Source organism: Pseudomonas sp. 06C 126 (genome assembly GCF_001855215.1).
Lineage (GTDB): Bacteria > Pseudomonadota > Gammaproteobacteria > Pseudomonadales > Pseudomonadaceae > Aquipseudomonas > Aquipseudomonas proteolytica.
This window is the reverse complement of record NZ_MIFU01000108.1, coordinates 71,624-89,963: the sequence shown is the minus strand read 5'-3', so window position 1 is coordinate 89,963 and position 18,340 is coordinate 71,624. Positions and strand designations below refer to the sequence as shown.

General features: G+C 58.7%; 18 protein-coding genes. 3 read left to right on the top strand and 15 right to left on the bottom strand.

Annotation, left to right across the window (positions count from 1 at the left end):
- Positions 1–271: 271 nt before the first annotated feature.
- Positions 272–1,387, bottom strand: coding sequence for an HD-GYP domain-containing protein (locus BHC62_RS21300; protein ID WP_070996061.1), 1,116 nt, complete (start codon positions 1,385–1,387; stop codon positions 272–274).
- The gene (locus BHC62_RS21295; RefSeq protein ID WP_256324406.1) at positions 1,380–5,327 is read right to left on the bottom strand and encodes a response regulator; all 3,948 of its coding nucleotides are present in this window, start codon (positions 5,325–5,327) and stop codon (positions 1,380–1,382) included. The genes BHC62_RS21300 and BHC62_RS21295 overlap by 8 nt, the downstream gene beginning before the upstream one ends.
- A 466-nt stretch (positions 5,328–5,793) precedes the next feature.
- Here BHC62_RS21295 and BHC62_RS21290 point away from each other — a divergent pair, with 466 nt between their 5' ends.
- From BHC62_RS21290 to BHC62_RS21280, 3 genes are all read left to right on the top strand, one after another.
- Positions 5,794–6,000 carry a hypothetical protein gene (locus BHC62_RS21290; RefSeq protein WP_070996059.1) on the top strand — a complete coding sequence of 69 codons (207 nt, stop codon included), beginning with the start codon at positions 5,794–5,796 and terminating at the stop codon, positions 5,998–6,000.
- Between the two features lie 96 nt (positions 6,001–6,096).
- A complete protein-coding gene (locus BHC62_RS21285) occupies positions 6,097–6,444 on the top strand; it encodes a hypothetical protein (protein ID WP_070996058.1) in 348 nt (115 codons plus the stop codon).
- A gap of 22 nt (positions 6,445–6,466) precedes the next feature.
- The gene (locus BHC62_RS21280; protein ID WP_070996057.1) at positions 6,467–7,147 is read left to right on the top strand and encodes an SOS response-associated peptidase family protein; all 681 of its coding nucleotides are present in this window, start codon (positions 6,467–6,469) and stop codon (positions 7,145–7,147) included.
- Here BHC62_RS21280 and BHC62_RS21275 read toward each other — a convergent pair.
- The 13 genes from BHC62_RS21275 to BHC62_RS21215 form a co-directional block, all read right to left on the bottom strand.
- Complete coding sequence (locus tag BHC62_RS21275) at positions 7,144–7,938, bottom strand: DNA adenine methylase (protein WP_070996056.1); 795 nt, start codon at positions 7,936–7,938, stop codon at positions 7,144–7,146. The genes BHC62_RS21280 and BHC62_RS21275 overlap by 4 nt on opposite strands.
- 67 nt (positions 7,939–8,005) lie before the next feature.
- On the bottom strand, positions 8,006–8,524 hold the full coding sequence (locus BHC62_RS21270; RefSeq protein WP_070996055.1) for a lysis system i-spanin subunit Rz: 519 nt from the start codon (positions 8,522–8,524) through the stop codon (positions 8,006–8,008).
- Positions 8,524–8,949 carry a cell wall hydrolase gene (locus tag BHC62_RS21265; RefSeq protein ID WP_070996054.1) on the bottom strand — a complete coding sequence of 142 codons (426 nt, stop codon included), beginning with the start codon at positions 8,947–8,949 and terminating at the stop codon, positions 8,524–8,526. Before BHC62_RS21265 ends, BHC62_RS21270 begins: the two co-directional genes overlap by 1 nt.
- Positions 8,950–9,009: 60 nt before the next feature.
- Positions 9,010–9,225 carry a hypothetical protein gene (locus BHC62_RS21260; protein ID WP_070996053.1) on the bottom strand — a complete coding sequence of 72 codons (216 nt, stop codon included), beginning with the start codon at positions 9,223–9,225 and terminating at the stop codon, positions 9,010–9,012.
- Between the two features lie 68 nt (positions 9,226–9,293).
- Positions 9,294–9,548 carry a hypothetical protein gene (locus BHC62_RS21255; RefSeq protein ID WP_070996052.1) on the bottom strand — a complete coding sequence of 85 codons (255 nt, stop codon included), beginning with the start codon at positions 9,546–9,548 and terminating at the stop codon, positions 9,294–9,296.
- Positions 9,545–9,844, bottom strand: coding sequence for a hypothetical protein (locus BHC62_RS21250; RefSeq protein WP_070996051.1), 300 nt, complete (start codon positions 9,842–9,844; stop codon positions 9,545–9,547). The genes BHC62_RS21255 and BHC62_RS21250 overlap by 4 nt, the downstream gene beginning before the upstream one ends.
- Positions 9,844–10,281 carry a hypothetical protein gene (locus tag BHC62_RS28745; protein WP_159908066.1) on the bottom strand — a complete coding sequence of 146 codons (438 nt, stop codon included), beginning with the start codon at positions 10,279–10,281 and terminating at the stop codon, positions 9,844–9,846. Before BHC62_RS28745 ends, BHC62_RS21250 begins: the two co-directional genes overlap by 1 nt.
- Before the next feature lie 22 nt (positions 10,282–10,303).
- The gene (locus BHC62_RS21245) at positions 10,304–10,957 is read right to left on the bottom strand and encodes a hypothetical protein (protein ID WP_070996050.1); all 654 of its coding nucleotides are present in this window, start codon (positions 10,955–10,957) and stop codon (positions 10,304–10,306) included.
- Positions 10,958–11,282: 325 nt separating this feature from the next.
- Positions 11,283–15,848, bottom strand: a complete 4,566-nt coding sequence (locus BHC62_RS29055) for a phage tail protein (RefSeq protein ID WP_083335468.1) — start codon at positions 15,846–15,848, stop codon at positions 11,283–11,285.
- Between the two features lie 57 nt (positions 15,849–15,905).
- Positions 15,906–16,484, bottom strand: coding sequence for a tail assembly protein (locus tag BHC62_RS21230; protein WP_070996048.1), 579 nt, complete (start codon positions 16,482–16,484; stop codon positions 15,906–15,908).
- On the bottom strand, positions 16,481–17,236 hold the full coding sequence (locus BHC62_RS21225; RefSeq protein WP_070996047.1) for a C40 family peptidase: 756 nt from the start codon (positions 17,234–17,236) through the stop codon (positions 16,481–16,483). The genes BHC62_RS21230 and BHC62_RS21225 overlap by 4 nt, the downstream gene beginning before the upstream one ends.
- A 3-nt stretch (positions 17,237–17,239) precedes the next feature.
- On the bottom strand, positions 17,240–17,989 hold the full coding sequence (locus BHC62_RS21220; RefSeq protein WP_070996046.1) for a phage minor tail protein L: 750 nt from the start codon (positions 17,987–17,989) through the stop codon (positions 17,240–17,242).
- A 10-nt stretch (positions 17,990–17,999) separates the two neighbouring features.
- Entirely contained in the window at positions 18,000–18,338 is a 339-nt protein-coding gene (locus tag BHC62_RS21215; protein WP_070996045.1) for a phage tail protein, read from the bottom strand.
- Positions 18,339–18,340: the final 2 nt, after the last annotated feature.

Sequence of the window (18,340 nt, the reverse complement as noted above, 5' to 3'; positions counted from 1 at the left end):
GAAAAGTGCGCGCCTGAGATTGAAATCTGTGTTGAATGCAGAAGGTTCAGGACTCAGATTTGACGTAGCCGCGTGCAAAAAAGGCGCTTTCACCGCTCAATGCATGGGTCACCAGGCCGGGTCGACTTTTTCAACACAATCGACCCATAACGGACGTTCAAGCAGATGATGCCAAATAATCGATGGAGTTCGCATTGCCTCTAAGGGGCATTTCAAAACCTCAAAAAAATGACCAAAAGCCCTTGACATTGATTTCACGGCGACGCTTTGATTAGCCATCCTGACCGCGATCAGCAAAACGCACCGCGATAGCCCGGAATTGCTCATGGTTGGCCAGGAAAACCTCGCAGATATCTGGATCGAAATGCGTAGCACATCCCTCTCGGATTATATCCAGCGCCTGATCGTGTGACATGCCTTTCTTGTATACGCGTCGGCTAATCAGCGCGTCATACACATCCGCCACCGCCATGAGCCTAGCGCTGATGGGGATGTCATCGGCACTCAGCCCGTCTGGATAACCGGTACCATCCCACTTCTCGTGGTGGCTGTAGGCGATCTCCTTGGCAAGGCGCAAAAAACCCACCGAGATGCCCAACTGCTCTTCGGCATGCCGGATGGCATCGCGTCCCAGTATCGTATGGGTCTTCATCGTCTCGAACTCTTCCGGCGTGAGGCGCCCCGGCTTGAGCAGTATGTCATCGGGTATGCCGATCTTGCCGATGTCATGCAACGGAGCTGACTTAAATAGCAGGCGGATACTTTCGTCATTGAGAAACTGCTGGAACCTCGGATGTTCGCGAAGCATCTCGGCCAGTAGTCTGACGTAGTGCTGAGTTCGTCGAATGTGGTTACCCGTCTCATTGTCGCGGGTTTCGGCCAGCGAGGTCATGGCCTGAATGGTCACATCCTGGATGGCGATGACCTCGGCGGTGCGGCGCTGGACTTCCTGCTCAAGGTAAGCCTTCTGATCACGCAAAAAGTCGGCGGCCGCCTTGATCTTCAATTGGGTTTCCACCCGTGCCAGCACGATGGGTGGGTTGATCGGCTTGGTGATGTAGTCCACGGCGCCCATCTGCAAACCCAGGATCTCGTCTTCCATTGTCGCCATGGCGGTGATGAAGATGATCGGGATATGAGCGGTGCGCGGATCGCGCTTGAGCTGCTCTGCTACCTCGTACCCCGACAGATCAGGCATCATGATGTCGAGCAGAATCAGGTCCGGGCGAGGCTCTTGCACCGCTGCCTTCAGCGCGCGCTCACCGCTGATGGCCACCCGCATGCGGTAGATGTCCTTCAGCAGGCCATTGATCAGCGTAATGTTCTCCGGCGTATCATCGACAATGAGGATGATCGGGCGAAGTGAGTAGTTTTGCGTTTCACTCATGATGCTCCCTCCAGCACGTGGTATCGCGGGCCGTCGATGCACGTTTGAGTGTTAGCCGTGCGGCCTCGAAGTCAAAGTTGTTCACCTCATTCATCAACTGCTCGAAACTGTCCTGGCCGAGTGCTCCGCGCAACGAATCCGCATACTGTTCCATATAATCCGGCGCTGCTCCGTCATTGGCCTCCAGTAGGTGGATGAGCGCAATGGCATGCTGTGCCCAGTCGACGCTCGATACCACCGCCGGTGCTGCCTGGCCGCTACCCAGCGCTTGGCGGATTGCATGCACGGCCAGCGAGAGCGCCTCGATCAATTCATTCACCAATGCGTCCGACTCAGCGTGCGCCCTGATCGCGGTTTCCAACTTACCGGCCATGGCTTGCAGGCCGCTGAAGCCGAGGTTGCCTGCAACGCCTTTCACGGTGTGGGCCATTCGCTCGGCCGTCGCCCGATCACCCGCGCGTAGCGCGTTCCCCAGCGCTTGCCCTTCCAAAGCCCTGCGGTCGGCAAATTGACCCAGCAGCTTGATGTATAGCTGGCGATTGCCCGCCACTCGCCTCAGTCCGTCAGCGCTATCTAGCCCTGGAATGTCCGGTAGGCGCTCCTCGCCCGATGCGGCGCTGGACGGCTCCACTGCCGCCGACCGAGGTACGACCCAGCGCAGAACCGTGGCAATGAGTGCTTGCGGATCCACGGGCTTGGTCACATGGTCGACCATGCCCGCCTCGATGCAGCGCTCCCGGTCCTCGATCCTGGCATGTGCGGTCATAGCAATCACCGGGATCTGTGCGCAGTGAGGCCCGACGCGAATACGCCGGGTCGTCTCGAGACCATCCATCTGCGGCATCTGTACGTCCATCAGCACCGCGTCGTATTGCGCTGCAGCCAACATCGACAGCGCCTCGCAGCCGTTGCCGGCAACTTCCACCTGGGCACCGGCAGCCTCGAGAAGCTCCCTGGCAATCTGTTGGTTGATTTCGTTGTCCTCCGCGACGAGCAGGCGCACTCCGGCGAGCACCTTCGCCTGCGCAATGGGTACGGTTAGCGCCACCACGCCCGTTTGCGGCGCGAATAAGTTGACCAGGACCTCTACCAGCGAGGACTGGTTGACCGGCTTGACCAGGAACGCGCGAATGCCGGCCGCTTGCGCAGCGGCGTGCATTTCGTCATGCCCAAATGCACTGACCATGACAGCGTGCAGTGCAGGCTGCAGGCCAAGCGCCCGGCGCGTCGTCTCGATGCCGTCCATCTCTGGCATTTGCCAATCCACCAATAGCACCCGGAACGGGTCGTCGGCCGCAGCACCGCGAAGGCTCTCCAGAGCTGCCTCGCCTGACGCCACCGCGACCGGCGAAAGCCCCGCTACGCGAAGCATGTCGGAAAGGATCTGGCGCGCGTCAGCATTGTCATCGACGACCAGGACGCGCGCTCCGGCGAGCTCCGCAGGGACAATCTGGCGCTGCGTACGCATGTGCTGGTCAAGACCAAGCCAGACGCTGAAAGAGAACGTGCTGCCGTTGCCCGGTTCTGAGTCAACCGCGATCGTTCCGCCCATCAGCTCGACGATGCGCTTCGAGATGGCAAGGCCCAGGCCGGTACCGCCGAATTGTCGCGTGGTGGAGCTATCGGCTTGGGCAAAGGCCTCGAAGAGTCGCCCGGTTTGCTCGGGAGTCATGCCGATACCGGTATCGCGGATACGAACCTGCAGTTGAACTTTGTCGCCGGTGCGGTCCAGGTTGCGAACCACGACCGTAACCTGCCCCTGTTCGGTGAATTTCACTGCGTTGCCTACCAGGTTCAGGATGACCTGGCCCAGACGCAGCGGATCTCCAAGCAGCGTCTCGGGAACGTCCGACGCCCGGTCGAACAGCAGCTCAATGCCCTTGTCGTAGGCCTTTTGCGCAATCAGCGAGGACACGTTGTCGAGCACTGCGTCTATCTCAAATGGCACTGCCTCGACGCTAAGCTTGCCGGCCTCGATCTTGGAGAAGTCGAGGATGTCGTTGATAATGCCAAGCAGCGAAGTGCCCGCGTTGTGGATCTTCGAGACATAATCGCGCTGCCGCTGGTCCAGCGAAGTCTTCAGCGCAAGGTAAGACATGCCGATGATCGCATTCATGGGCGTGCGGATTTCGTGACTCATGTTTGCAAGGAAGTCGCTTTTTGCCCGCGTCGCCTCTTCAGCAATCTCCTTCGCCCGCTGCTGCGCGTGCTCTGCTGCCTTGCGCTCGGTGATATCCTGCAGCCAGCCGAGCAGCCCTTGCTCCCCCTGGATCTGGATTGGCAGGTAAGTGACAAGTATGGTGCGTTCGCGCCCCTGCCGGTCACGCATCGGTACTTCCTGGTCCTTTGCAATGCCGTCGTCCGTGAGGCGTTCGACGATGGCTTCGCGATCATGCTCATTCGCGTAAATCTGCGAAGCAGCGTCACCGACGCCTACGCCGAACGTTTCACAGAAGCGGGGGTTGGCGAAGCGGATCACGCCCTCGGTAGAAAAGGCTATGTTGATTGGACTCGTATCGAGGATTGCCTGCAGCCGCGCGCGTTCTTCGCTAAGCGCCGCTGCTGCCGCATGATGATCCGTGACATCGCGCACCCAGCTGGCGACCAGGGTCTCACCGTGGATTGTCACGAATGATGCACCAACCAGAACCCAGAGAATTGATCCATTTTTGTGCAACAGGCGGGTCTCGAAGTTTTCGACCTTGCCGTTTCGTGTCAGCAGTTCGAGGAAGCGTTCGCGCTCCTCAGGGTCGACATACAGGCTCGTGGCGTCGCGCCCTAGCAGGTCCTCGCTGACATAACCGGTCGCCTGTGAAAAGCGTTGACTTACTTCCCTGACGGCCCCGTTCCGATCTGCAAGCACCAGGCTGGCGGGGCTGGTATCCATGAGCGCGCGAGTGAAAGCCTCGCGCTCGGCTAGCTCTGCGGCAACGCGCTTGCGCTCGTCCACTTCTCGGTTGAGGCGTCGGTTCCAGGCCAGCATGGCGCCGAGCAACAGCAGGACCGCGACCAAGCTCGGGATCGCCCAGCTCATTACGGTTTTGATATCAAGGCTGTCCTCGTTGAGGGACTCCTCGAACAGCCGGTATTCCATGAGCGATACGCGATAGTACCGCCGCCAGCTCGCATCGAGCGGCGAATCAATACGATTGCTGGACTGGAAGAACTGTTCCAGTGCTCGCGCAAGATCCGGGGCGTTGCGCGCAACACCCCACCCAACGCTGGTCGCTTCGCTGACCGGAAACGCAATGGAGAGACGTTCGGGATCTTCACGGGCCCAGCGCAGCGCGCTTTCACTACCCAACACCGTGAAATCCACCTTCGCATCGGCTACCAGTTTCACCGCCTGTTCGGTTGTCGCATAGACCATTCTGACCGGCTTACTGGAGAGAGGACCGCGATTGGCTTCATCGATCCACTGCTCGTAGCCCGTGCCCTTCTGCACTGCCGCCGTCAGACCGAGCAGATCAGACACCTCATTGCCTAGGGACTGGTTGGAGCGATGGGCGATGACCAGGTTGCGTACCCGGTAATAGGGCACGAGCAGCATCTTCGTTTCGCGCCAAGGGACGATCTGCAAGTCATTTGGATAAAGATCACAGCGGCCTTCGGCGAGTAGCTTCGGGTCGTAGCTTGCCTCGCGTACGGTCTCGCCCCGATCGTCGTGAAACTGCGCATCGAAACTCGGCAGTTCCGTTACCTGTGGGCGTAAACCGAGTGACCGCGCGAACGCCTCCGCGTTAGTCCGGTAGAAAGAAGCGCTTGAGCCAGCCACGCATATGCGCAGGACGCCGCTTTCCCGAATCTGGGACAGCGTACGTGCTTCCACGCATGGCATGCCCAACACCAACAAGCTTACCAGTGCAAGCAACGCTCCCAAGCGCGGCTCTGTTTTCAAAATGCTCCTGCTGGTAGGTAATTGCTCACTATCCAACTCCACATATCCTTGTGAACGCCCTTGCACGAGCTTGTACGCCGTTCTGCACTGGTATTATAGGTTTTTGGAGTGTAGGCATACGGTGCAGCAAGCGCCAGCAACAAAAACAGGGCCAGCTAGCAACTTCCCACTGCTACTCACCGTCCGGAGAGTGAGTTTCCGGACGCTTACTTAATACTCGCACACCTAAGTTTCTCCACTATCCGCTATGGGTCAATTCTGTTGAAAAAGTCGGCTTCGAACTCTACGGCAGAAAAGAACGCGCCAGAGATTGAAATCTGAGTTATGGGCTGACGGTTCAAAGCTTTGAATTCACGTAGCAGCGCGCAAAAGAGGTCATTTCACCCATCAGTATTCGAGCGTTTTGGGCAAGCCGACTTTTTCAACACAATCGGTCGAAAGGAGCCCCCCCTAGAACATGCGTGGCGCACACCAACTGCTACGCTGTTCACTCCAAGGAGGAACAACGATGCCGAACTCAGACCTGCTCCCTTCCCTGCTGTCCAAAATCAACGAAAACCAACTCGCCCTTGAGGCGGCCATCATGGAGCTTACGAACTGGGTTGAGCAGCAAGGCGGCACCGAAATCGCCGACAACGTTCGCGGCGCGTTGGACGCCATCGACCGGAACGAAGAGTTCATCAAGCTGACCCTGGCCGTTCTCAATGCTCCCTAACTGATCGTCGGGAACACCTGCAGCTCGTCGCCTCGCAACCTCAGTCCGCACGAATCTCGATTACTGTATAAACATACAGCTTCGGATTACCCCACCATGAAAATCGATGAAGACACCTGCGAGTGGCTTGGATGCCCTACGCCTCTAGAAATGCACAAGCAACACGCCCTGCTCCTGGAAAACGAGATCCAGGAACTGCACCTGCAGCTTCGCAAAGCCCGAGAGGACATCTATGGCCTGGTGCGAATGCACGCTGAGTTATCTACCGAACGCGACAAACTTCGGGCAGAGCTCAAGACCTCCAATTGCGCCCTTGCTAGCTGCAAGACAGACCTGGGTTTTGTCAGAAGCAAACTCAACTCACTTGAATGGGGGCTTGCGCGAGCGACAAATGGGGCCTGGGGAAGCAAACCCTTAGAAATTTTGCCGCGTGATCTAAGCTGAAATTTCTACCGAGGGCTTGCCGATGTGCGGAAGACTTTCACAGTACAGCGGAATTCATGACTTCGTTGCAGCACTGAGCATGCCGAACGCCCTGGTGAATTCCGTGGGTGACGCGCCACTTGAGCGCTACAACGTGGCACCGACAACCCAAGTCGCCCTGCTCCACCTGCAAGATGAAACCTTGCACGCAGACTTGGTGCAGTGGGGTTGGCGGCCGCACTGGGCCAAGGACCGTGCCGCGGCGATAAACGCTCGAGTCGAGAAAGTGGCCTACGGCCCATTCTTCCGGGCGATCTGGCCACACCGAGCAATCACGCCCGTGGACAACTGGTTTGAGTGGATTGATGAAGGCGGGCCAAAGAAACAGCCCTACCTGATCCGCCGGCGGGATGGCGCGCCTGTGCTGTGCGCGGCCATAGGCCAGCTACCCGACGCAGATGAAGGCCAAGGCGAGCATGACGGCTTTGTGATCATCACCGCCGACAGCGCCGGCGGCATGGTGGACATTCACGACCGGCGGCCCGTGGTGCTAACGCCAGAGCTGGCCAGGGAATGGCTGGACCCAGCCACGCCCAAGGAGCGTGCCGAGCAGATGGTGTTGCACCAGGGCGAGCCGGCCGAGGCTTTCGAATGGTTCAAAGTCGATACGGCCGTGGGCAACGTACGGAACAAAGGCCTGGGACTGATAAAGCGACTGGCCTAGAAAAGCCCGCCGAGGTCAGAGGGTTTCCAATTCATTATCACCAACTCCCCGCTGACCTCAGCCTTCCCCTGCCGCTGGTTCGTCGTGGAATATCGAATATCTACAGTTTCAAAGTGAAACCCCTCAAATACCCGCCGTATGTCCGGATGGTCATTGATGCTGACCATCACCTTTCCTTTGCAGCGCCGCATGAAATCAGCCATCCGTTCATAGTTCTCAAACGGAAAGTCCACACCGTAACCAGCGGTCTGCCAGTAAGGCGGGTCCATGTAATGGAAGGTGTGAGGCCGGTCGTAACGTTCGGCACATTCAAGCCAGCCGAGGTTTTCAACATAGGTTCCGGAAAGACGCTGCCACGCTGCAGAAAGGTTTTCCTCGATCCGAAGCAGGTTGATTGCCGGACCAGTGGTCGCAGTACCAAACGTCTGCCCCGTCACCTTGCCGGCGAAGGCATGGTGCTGAAGGTAGAAAAATCGAGCAGCACGCTGAATGTCGGTAAGGGTTTCAGGGCGGGTCATCTTCTGCCACTCGAACACCTGCCGAGAACTGAGCGCCCATTTGAACTGGCGCACGAACTCTTCCAAGTGGTTCTGCACGACGCGGTACAGCGTCACCAGGTCGCCGTTGATGTCATTGAGGACTTCAACTGGCGCGGCCTGAGGGCGCATGAAATATAGCGCAGCACCACCAGCAAACACTTCAACGTAGCATTCGTGCGGTGGGAACAGTGGAATAAGGCGATCAGCCAGACGACGTTTGCCGCCCATCCATGGAACGATTGGGTTTGTCATTTTTGCAATCCTTTGCAAAGTGGGTGTGTATTGGTGTCATGTTAATTTTTGCGACCGGGAATGTAGGTCAGGGCGCGACGGCCCTGACATACGCCTGGCACGCCCGCAGAGCGATCAATCCTTGGTCGCCGGCATCGGTGATGGCGATAATTCGTTGAGCATGCGCTGGGTCAAGTTGGGCTCGACGGGCTCCATGAACCACGCCGACGGCGCCGGAGGTGGCAGACACTCCGCAGCCACTGGCTGAATCCGTGGCGTCGAGAAGGACTGACAGCCGCACATCAGCAGTAGCAAGGCGGTCAAGAAGGCGGGTCTGGTTGCGTTTAGCATCGGAAAGTTCTCGGGTGTGTTGTTGATCGGAGGTGGCCAGCGTCTTCTCCAGGCCCAGGCGCCTGTCCTGCTCGTCGCGCACTTGCTTGATGGCCACCGCGCTGATCCTGTCCAGCTCGTCCTGGTGCAGGCTGGCCTGCTCGGCAAGCGTCTTGCCCGTGCGCCACTCCTGAACCTGCCAGGTGACGCCGGCGGCGCTGGCCATCAGCGCCAGGATCAACACCACCAACCCGGCCAGCTTCTGTACGGGCGTCATCACGGCACATCCTTGAAGAAGACGTGGTGCCCGAGGCGCAGCGTTTGCTTGGCCTTCGCCGCCCAGGCCGGGGCCTTGGGCATCGTGGTTGCATAGTAGTGAGTGGCCCCGCCAGTCGGATCCGGTACAGCGCCGGTCATCACCTGGTCAGCAGCACGCTGGGCCTGGGCGAGCTGCGCGGCCGGTATCGGCTTCGCACCGCTGAGGTAGACGTAGTTCGGGTCGTTCTGGTTCCAGCAGCTGAACTGCCACGGCTTCAGGCACACCTCGGCGTAGCCCTCGCCCCACCAGGACTTGGCCTTGCCGTCGAACACGCGGTTGCGGATGGTCCAGGCCACGGCGATCTGGCCGGCCAAACCTTCACCGCGGGCTTCACCCCAGAGCGTGCGCGCCAGGATGTCCCGGTCTTTATCGGAAGTGGTCATGCTTTTCTCCAGGCAAAAATAAACCCGCACAGGGCGGGTGTCAGGCCGATCGGTACGTAGCTACTCGTCGGCGGCTGGGACGATCTCAGGCACGGCCTCAACCTTCACAGTTACCTTGGCGCTGTAGGTGTTCAGCAGCTGCGCTGTACGGACAACGGCCTGGGGCTGCGAGGCCAGCAGCTCGCGAGCCTTTGAATCCGCTTCATCCGCCGTGGCGAATTCCATAAGGTTGAGGGGATCGAAGGCGTTGCTGGAATTGATGACGATGTAAGGCACGGTGTGCTCCAGGTATTTTTGGCAAAAATAAACCCGCTCGATCGCGGGTGGCGGTGTTCGACAAAAGCTCAGTCGCTCAAAGGTTCGGCGGCGGCTGGCAGCGGGAAGCGTTGCTTGATCGCCGCTACGGATGCCAGCCACTCGGTGTAGTCGGGCTCCAGCCCCTGACTCAAGGCATCGTAGTCAGCTTCCAGGCGCAGCGGATCCGACTCGGAGAGATACGCTGCTCGCCGCGAAGCCAGGGCGGCCTCCAGCGCTTCGCGCTCACGCTCTTGCTGCAGCTGTTCGGCAGTCTTCATCATGCTGTAATCGATATTGCTCACTGGGGAAGCCTCACATTGCCGCTGGGTGGATTGAAGATGTCGGCGGGGTAAAGCGCAGACGCAGATGCATCAGGGCCAACAGGTAGTCGAATGCAGATGATCAGCCTCCCGTCGACACGGCTGACAGGCTGAGCAATCCACTCGCTGAGGATCGCCTCCATTGGCAGCGTGGCGCCTTCTGGAACGGGCCCAAAGTCGAAACACTCACCATTAATTACTAACGCTTCACCGCGTCTTTCGAGGGTTATTTTCTGGGCGGGGTCGATGGGGGAAAACGGTGACAACTTGATGATCATTACTTCCACCTCCCAACTGCAATGTAGCCGACCATATAGTTATTATTTTCCGCAGTAGTCAGTTGAATTAAAGCCGCGCTCGGGCCAGTCGCTGTTCCGGTAAAGCGCTTAACCGCGACATTGTTGTTATCGACTACCGTGGGATATTGAAGGGTTGGAACCAAAGTCGGCGTCGCCAAAAACGCGGCAGGAAAATTCAAATTAGTATCCTTCCTTACATTGGCCGTCGCTTGAATCGAAACAAGAGCGGCATGACAAATCATCGTGCCATCGGCGAACCTAATAAATGTGCCGTTGGCATTACTTCCACCCGTAGTAGCGCCCAGCGCATCATAAAGCTCTTGCGTCATATCGTTGATCTTAGTGTTCGCAGAGCGCGGAGTATCGCCCCCTACACCGTTCGGCAATGCGCCGAGGTTAATTGCCTGTCTGGCCATAAGTAGGTTCTCTTTATCTAATTTAAGAAATCGGCTTCGCAAAGACTACCGAGAGATACTGTGCGGTCGGCAGGTCCACCCCAGTGGCCTGGATAACTAACCTGTTCCCGCCGTAATCCCATACCGCTTGGACTACGCCCTGCCTCGACACCGTGCCCGCCATGTCCATGGCAATATTGTTTAGCATCATGTAGTCGCCAGTGTTTATCGGTGAAAAAGCGGACCAGCTGTACCTGAAAACCCCCGGCTGAGTTTGCTCTGCCCCGAGATAGTTCCAGGCGGATATGGTGCGCGTAAATTGTGCACACGGAGTTCCGCTATCAAAAATAATCTTCGAGGTCGCATCCCACAGCCGCAGGCCGTAATCAGCTATTGGCGCGGATTTGAATGCGGCGATAAACCACTTTCCGCTGGAGTGACTTCCTTTCAGTGTGTTGAACCTAAAGGCGTGCCAGTTTCCAGCGCTCCCTTGGACGAGGCAAGCGGCGAAGTAGTCGTCCTGGTCTGGCCTAACAAACACAAGCGGGGGCTCGTCAGTTGTAATTACACTTGAAAAGGCAATGCCTATACCGCCGCTGCCCGCCCACGTTCCGCTATCGAGAATTACAAGTCTTGAAAATTCAGAGTCCAGAGTCACGACGTTGTCATTGTTTGTGAATGTCAGTCCGAACGACACTATCTATTCCTCATTACTATCAGTCTTTGAGTGGTTAACCCGGTCGGCCCAGTAGTGGCCGCCGGACTTCCAAAGAAGACCCGGACATAGCCCTCATAGACGTAGGGGATAAATGCTATCGCGTCGATGCTTTGCCCGTTCGTACTGTAGGGCACGATAGGGATACAGACGCAGGAGTCTGTTGCGGGCGTTACGCCCGCAATAGCTATGTCGATAAAGCGCCCGGCCGTTTTGGGTATAAGCGCCGAATATATAACCCTGACAGTAAAGGATGTTTCATCCAGCTGGAGGGCTCCGTCAGCCCCCCATATCCGCATACCGAAACTCATTCCGATAGGTCTCCTAGCTGCACCCTTTTTTGTCCAGCGGCGTCGTATACGCGCAAAGATCTGTTGGTCATGGTCATGCGCCCTTGCCCTGGAACAGATCCGTTTATTTCAAAAACCCCGGTCTTGCTCAGTCGCCATCCAACGGAACCCGCAACATAGTCATCGGACTGGATGTAAGCCCCGATTTTTGCATTGGTGATCGTGCCATCCTGGATAAACGCGGCTTTAATAAACGTCTGGCCGTCCGTTACGGCAAAAGGAATCGTGCCTCCCTGCCCAAGGGCGAACAAATCCGCATCAATAATGAACTTGGACTGCAAGCCGCCAGGGCCGTCTTCCAGGCCGAGCCCCACACCAGCATATTTATATTCACCTGTAGCCGAGGTGTACTGCAGGCGCACCGACCAGGTAGCCGAAACTTTGTCGCCGACCGTCTGAATAGCCTGGGCGTTCTGTGCGATCGATAGGTTGGCTCCGCTGAGATTGGTTTCTACGGTCGCAATTTGCTGACCCATTACCCCTTCAGCATTAACTCGCGCAGTGGTCTCAGCAGCAATGGCAACCGCGTTACCGTTGACCTTTGCCTCAACCAAGTCAGTTCGTTTACTTTGGGCTGAATCACCCTCGGCAATCGCTGACCACACGGACCACACGCCCGCGCTGACAGTGTTGTCGCCTGCACTGGTCGCGGTGTCGCCTGCATAGGCTGGATTGATCTGAGCGTAAACCCCATCAACCTTTTCAGATGTTGCAACCAGCTTGCCATCGATATCGCTAACCATGGCCGCCAAGCTTGAAGTAGCGGACGCATTTGCAGCGTCTGCTGCCGTAACTCGGCGAGCCGCGATGTTGCACCACAGAGCCCGCCCCGTACTGTTCGCGACCATGATTCGGGTGACGAACCTGGCAGAAACCGCATTCGCCGGCGCAGTGATACGGCCCGAGAACTTTTTGAAACCCGCGCCAGTGGTGGCCGCGAATGAAAAGGCCGTCACATAGCCCAAGTTCACATTGGCGCTGTTGTAGAACTGCATCTGGAAGTTGCCGGTCTGCCCCGGGGTCATCTCATCCCCAGAAATCTCCGCCGTCACATCGAACTGCTCACCCGCCACAGTCAGGATGTTGAAGTTGATCCCGCAAAAGCTGTTGGCATAGAAGGCGATCGCCTTGCTGAATGCCGTCGAACTGGATGCAGTGGCTACGACCGCTGTTGCTGGGGACCCAGTAGATGTGGTCCAAGGATCTGCCAGGCCATCCTCGAAGTTACCTCGAATAAGCAGGTTATCCAGTTGCTGGCCGATAGAAGCCCGGATGCCGGTGATCGCCGTACCCTGCGCCGTGATGGTGTTGCCTTGCTGCGTCACGGTGTTGCCCAGAGCTGTGACGGTCGATGCATCTGCCTTGGTTTGCGCGACCGACAATGCATTGGCAGCTGCCGTCGCTGCATCCGTGGCCACCTTGTCGCTAACAGCCGCCCAGGCGGAACCCGTCCAGCGTTTCGGCGTGTTTGCACCTCCAGTGATATCGATCCAAAGATTCTGCACAAGCTGATCAGCAGCCCCTGGAGCTGCCGCCTGCACCAGCACCTTGCCCTTACCGCCTGCCAGTGTATTGGCCGCGTTTGCAGCGTTTTGCGCCGCAGTGACGTTGCCGTTGGTGGTGGTGAGGCTGGTTTGCAGTCCAGTGATTGCCGTGGATTGAGCGGTGTTCACCCCCTCGATATTGGTGATCTTGGTTTCTGACGTAGTGACACGCGCGGCGACGCCGTTGGCAGTCGTTACAGCCTGCCCCACGTTGAGCCAGTAGTTTGCATCTGGCGGTGCTGCGCCAGCGGGAACACTACCCTTGGCCTGATACAGAATGCCGTCAGTGAACAGCACGCTTTGACCTGCCGTGTAAGGCTTTTCAGGATCGTAAGCCGCCGAGTCTGCAATATCCGCAATCGCATCAATTTGCGCCTGTAGCTGGGCGTCCAGCTCTTGCAAACGCGCATTCATCGAGCCAGGACCATCTCCCGAAATAAGCTCGATCTCTTCGCGCAACTCCTGGTACAGAGCCCCCTTGCCGATCTTGTCCGCGAAGTACTTCTCGTACTCGCTCTGGTCCGAACTGGCCTGGCCATTTACCGCACCTGGGATCGGATAGAACGGCCCGACGTTGCCGGTACGATCCACCAGGCGCGCCCAGAAAAACAGGCTCGCCCCCGCCAGCAGGCTGTGCATCTCATGCTTGGCCTGCGGGTAGCTGAAGTCGCTCAGCTTCTCAGCAGTCTCCAAATCGGGCGCCTCGCTATACCAGAGTTCCGTGCGCTGGGTGTCCTCTGCACCTGGTGGAAAGCCCCACTGGATGCCGATGCCGTAGACCAAGCTGGAGGTGGTCAGGAACGCTACCGCCGGCGGCAGACCCTCTTTACCCTTCAGGTTGGTCAGGTTTGAGCTCTTCCAAATCGAAGAGATCTCGAAGGCACTCACAGACCGTACCCGGGCCAGATAGGCGCCCGAATAGATGCCAGTAACGTCCACGCTCGTCGAGCCAGTGCGCTGCAGCTTGATCCAGTTGCCGCTGTCCTTGCGCCACTCCACGTCATAAGCGACCGCACCAGGTACGGATGGCCAGGAGATGTTCATGGTGCTGATTGCCAGGCCTTGGTCGATCGCGAGGTTCGACGTGATGTCGACGCTCGCAGGTGCCGGTACCACTGTGATCGGCACAACACTGATTGGGCGTTCTTCAAGGCGTGCGCCAGTGTCGATACTTGGAAACTTGCTCGGCTCGAACTGCAGCGCACTGATGTCGTAGTCGCCCTCTGGGGTCCGGGCGGTCCTCATAACCCTATACAGAGGAATAGCCAGATCATCAGCGTCGATTGCCCACTGAAGCTGCGCGGCCGGCGCCTCGCTGTAGGCGACAGTCACAGTTACCTTGCGGCCGTTCACGCTTTCCACTGTGCGCCCTTCCGCCCGCCCGCCGGGAAGGTTAATCACCAGCCGGTCACCGGCCTTGACCAGGGTATCGCGGTCCAAGGTGACGACCTTCCCCGCCGCGGCTGCAATGCGCCCGCCTATCTCCCGGCCCGCCAACAGCGAGTCGGCCACGGGGATAATGAACCCAGGCAGCGGAATACGGCCTTCCATGCCGGTCCTGAAGCTGATGGTGCGGTCCTGGTTGTTGCTCAGCACCAGCCACTTGGCACGGCGCTGGGCCTCAGATGCCCGAGTGCAGCCGATGGCACTGATCTCCGTCGGCTTGTCGCCCAGGCGGCGCTGCAGCGGCAAATCGGAATAGACTGTGACATCGGTATCGTAGTTGTTCAGCGGGTTATCGTAGCTGACAAGGCAGCGCGTGAAGCGAGTCTTCGCCGATGCGCTGCCATAGGAGATCTTGCCGTCGATGACATTCGACCGGGTGAAGACGTAGTCCATGTCCTGTGCCCGAGGCATGTCAGCCTGCATCACCAGTTGGCCCTGAGCCCAGTACGTCATGCCGCGATAGATGCCGGCGATGTCCCGCAGCAATGACCATGCATCGGCCTTTCCCTGCAGGTTCATGTCACACAAGAAGCGCGGCTCAACGCCGCCGGCACCATCGGACACCAACTGATCGCAATATTGTGAGATGCGGTATAGCTCCCACTTGTCCACCATCCACGGCTTGATTCGGCGACCCAGTCCGAAACGATCCTGGGTGCAGATGCCGTAGGTGACCCAAGCCGGGTTATTGGTCCACGCCTCTTTCATTGTGCCATCCCAGGCACCGGTATATGTCCGCGCCACCGGGTCATAGTTGCTCGGAACCTGCCAACGGCGCGCTTTGCATTTCACGGTGACGGCCGGGATGTTGGTGAACTGCTCGGCGTCGAACTCGACGAACAATAGCGCGGTGTTCGGGTAGCGCAGCTTTGCGTCGATCACCTGGGTGTAGCCGGCGATGAACAGGCTGTCGGCAACTTTGTCAGTGCTCTGCGAGTTGGGGGTGATTCGGCGAACACGAATCAGCCAGCCGCTGGCAGCCGGCGGCAGGTCGACGCGTAATGAGCGCTCGTAGCGCGTGGTCGTCTTACCGTCCATGGCACCTAACAGAACCTGCTGGTAGGCGCCGCCATCAGTTGCCACGTCGACCGCATACTCGACGCGATAGCCGTTGATGTTGTTTGCGCCATCCTGGCTCGCCAGTCGCGGTGTGGCCAGGCGAATACGCGCCGCAGAGAGCTGAAGGTTAGTAAACGACTGCACCCACGGCGTGCCACTGCGCAGCTCGATATTCAGGGAGGTCTCGTTGTCGACTGACGGAATACCTGGGATGTAAGTCTGCTCAACCGAGCCTGGTCGCCAGTCCCACTTCACATTGCTGAAGTTATAGTTTCCGCTGGCGTCCTGGATCGGGGTGTTATCGAGAAAAATGTCGCGTGCGGTGGGCACACCATCGAACTCACCCTCGCCCACTGCGATGAGGATCTTGGCCACGTTGGTGGAGCGCAGACTATCGGGTGCCTCTACCGGCGCCTTTGGCTTGCTCTCGCCACCTTTGGCACCGTGAATATCCAGATTCTGTGCTGCGCCCATGCTTTCCTCCAGGCAATAAAAAACCGCCTCTTGGGCGGCTTGCTCGACGTGTCGAGGTTATGTCTTGTCTTCGGCGTAGATAGAGGCCGAAATGATTGCGCCGCCCCACCGGCGCTCACCGATGCAGATGGGGACGGGGTTGCCACTGGCCGTGGTGTTTTTCGCGCTGCCGAATGCGTAGCTGGGCATGTTTTCAGGCGCTGCGCTCTGCTTAAGGCCTGATGCCTGCGGGCTGAGCATCTGAATCACCCCCCCGGCGAGCAACGCGATACCGGCGGGCGCCGTCGGCGCGCCGAAGTAGCTGGCCGCAATCAGCACGACGCCCAGCACAATCTGCAAAATGCCGCCCCGCTTGCGACCTTCTACGACTGGGACAATCCTTATCTCCCTGGCCCCGCCCATGCCGAACTCATCCGGCCCGACGTTTTTACGGTTGCGGAAGATGGCGAAGCGAAGACCCAGGCGGTCAAGGCGGCGAATCTCGGCCTCGAATCCCTCAATGGTGGCCTTAAGCGCCCGGAAAACTTCCCACGTATCACCCGGGCCAACCTGACGCCGGTGCAGCCTGCCGAACTTCTGAGCCAGCGAGCCGGACAGTTTGACGGTGGTCATTGGCGAATAAACGATGGCGCTCATCGTGCCTCCTTGTGTCGAAGAATTAAGCGTGTGCGCTGAAGCCATGGCCCGCCGTAGACAATCAACTCTGATGGCCGGCCATAGAGGTGGTGCAGGACGAAGGGCCCGGGACCAAAGACGCCGGATTCTTCATCGGGCAGCGCCGGGTCAGTTCCCAGGTAGATTCCCGCGTGGTTCGGATGCGCCGTGCGCCCGACCTCCATCACGATCATGTCGCCGCGCTGTGGTTTGTCGACTTGCTCGAAACCGGCAGCGGTATAATTCGCCTCGTACAGACTGGTGCTATCTGCACTCTCCCACCAGCCCTCTGTTCGCTGGAAGGCTTCGAACTCAAGGCTCCACTCACGTCGGTACCAATCGGCGCAGACCTGCCAGCAGTCCCAGGCACCATGCACGAATGGGCGCTTTAGCAGCGGCGTGTTGCCGCTCGGGGTGACAGTGCGCAGGTCGCCCTCGGGCCAGCTCAATATGTGCCAGGGCAAGGCCGTGGCCTCGCACATGGCCAGGTCGCGCGATGACGGGCGGCTGGTGGCGTCCGGATGAGAATGGACGATGCCGATCACCTGGCCCTGGTCTTCCGCCGCGGCGTAGTCCTCTGGATCAAGCCGGAACTCTTCGTTCGGCTCCGTGGCGATGTTCCGGCACGGGAAATACTTCTGTGCCCGGCCCACGGAAATCAAAAGCCCGCAGCACTCTTTCGGGTACTCGGCCGCCGCATGCACCTGGATGGCGGCGATAATGTGTTTGCGCATTTCTCAGCTCCGGGCAATGAGTGACACAGCGGGAAATCCACCGAATGGGTAAGGGTTTCCCTCGCCGAAGCGGGGAATGCAGCAGCGGCCCAGCGTTCCGTCAGGTATGTCATTCTCAGGGTTATCTGTCAGATTCCCATCCTTGTCCCGGTACGGCCCTGTGTAGCCACAGTCGGGCCCCCTGTACCCGCCGGTTAGCGCCCAGTGGCACAGGGTTGTCATCTGTCTGCCGATTGTTTCGCCGCCGACATCACCAGGGCTGGCCAAGTCCCAGCTGACCGTCTCGCCGTCCTCGTTGGTCTTCTGGTCGACATACCAGACTTCGATCGATTCCTGGGTGGGATCGGCCGCGGGGTTGCCGTCTTCGAAGTTCACCGCGTCCAGGAACTCGGCCAGCGTGTTGCGAACTGTCACCTTGAACTCGAGCAGATCCTCGAAGGCCAGGCATAGAGCGGTGATTCGTCCATTGACGTTGCCCACCGACAGCTTTGGCCGTACTGCGGTGCCGTCGCCGTTCGCCTCGCTGCCCTCGTACTGCATTGGCCAGGCGCCATACTCTTCGCCCTTCCACCAGATCGACTTGGCCGGCAGCTGGTCAGCGTTGCTGCCGGCGGCCAGCAGTTCGGCAGGCGTATGCGGTATCGCATGGCCGTGGAAGCGCAGCACATCGGCGCCGTAATCGCTGCCATCCAGTTCAAACAGCATGATTTCGTTCCCAGGCTCAAGGGTCTGGATAGCATTGATCAGCGACATGGATTGACCTTTACGGGTGGAAGGCGCGCTCGAACGTCGCCGTCACTTTGAATACGCCCCCGCCCATGGGAGTGGGGGTCGGGTTCTTGCAGGTAAAAAGGCCAAGCTGGCCAAGCGGGGTTGTCCAGAGGAAGGCTTTGGCACCCTTGTGACGATCGAAGAACGCCATAATTTCCAGCGCTCTTGCTTGGCCGCCGGTGTGGGTGATTGGGTAGGCATCGACTTTGTTGTTGATCCCATCCCCGACCTCTTGCTTGTAGCCGTCCCCAAACTGCGAGGTGCGCACCCGATAGGTAATATCGGGTGCCTCCCCGTTCTGGGTGGCCCAGGTGAATGTCTCAATCGCCATCG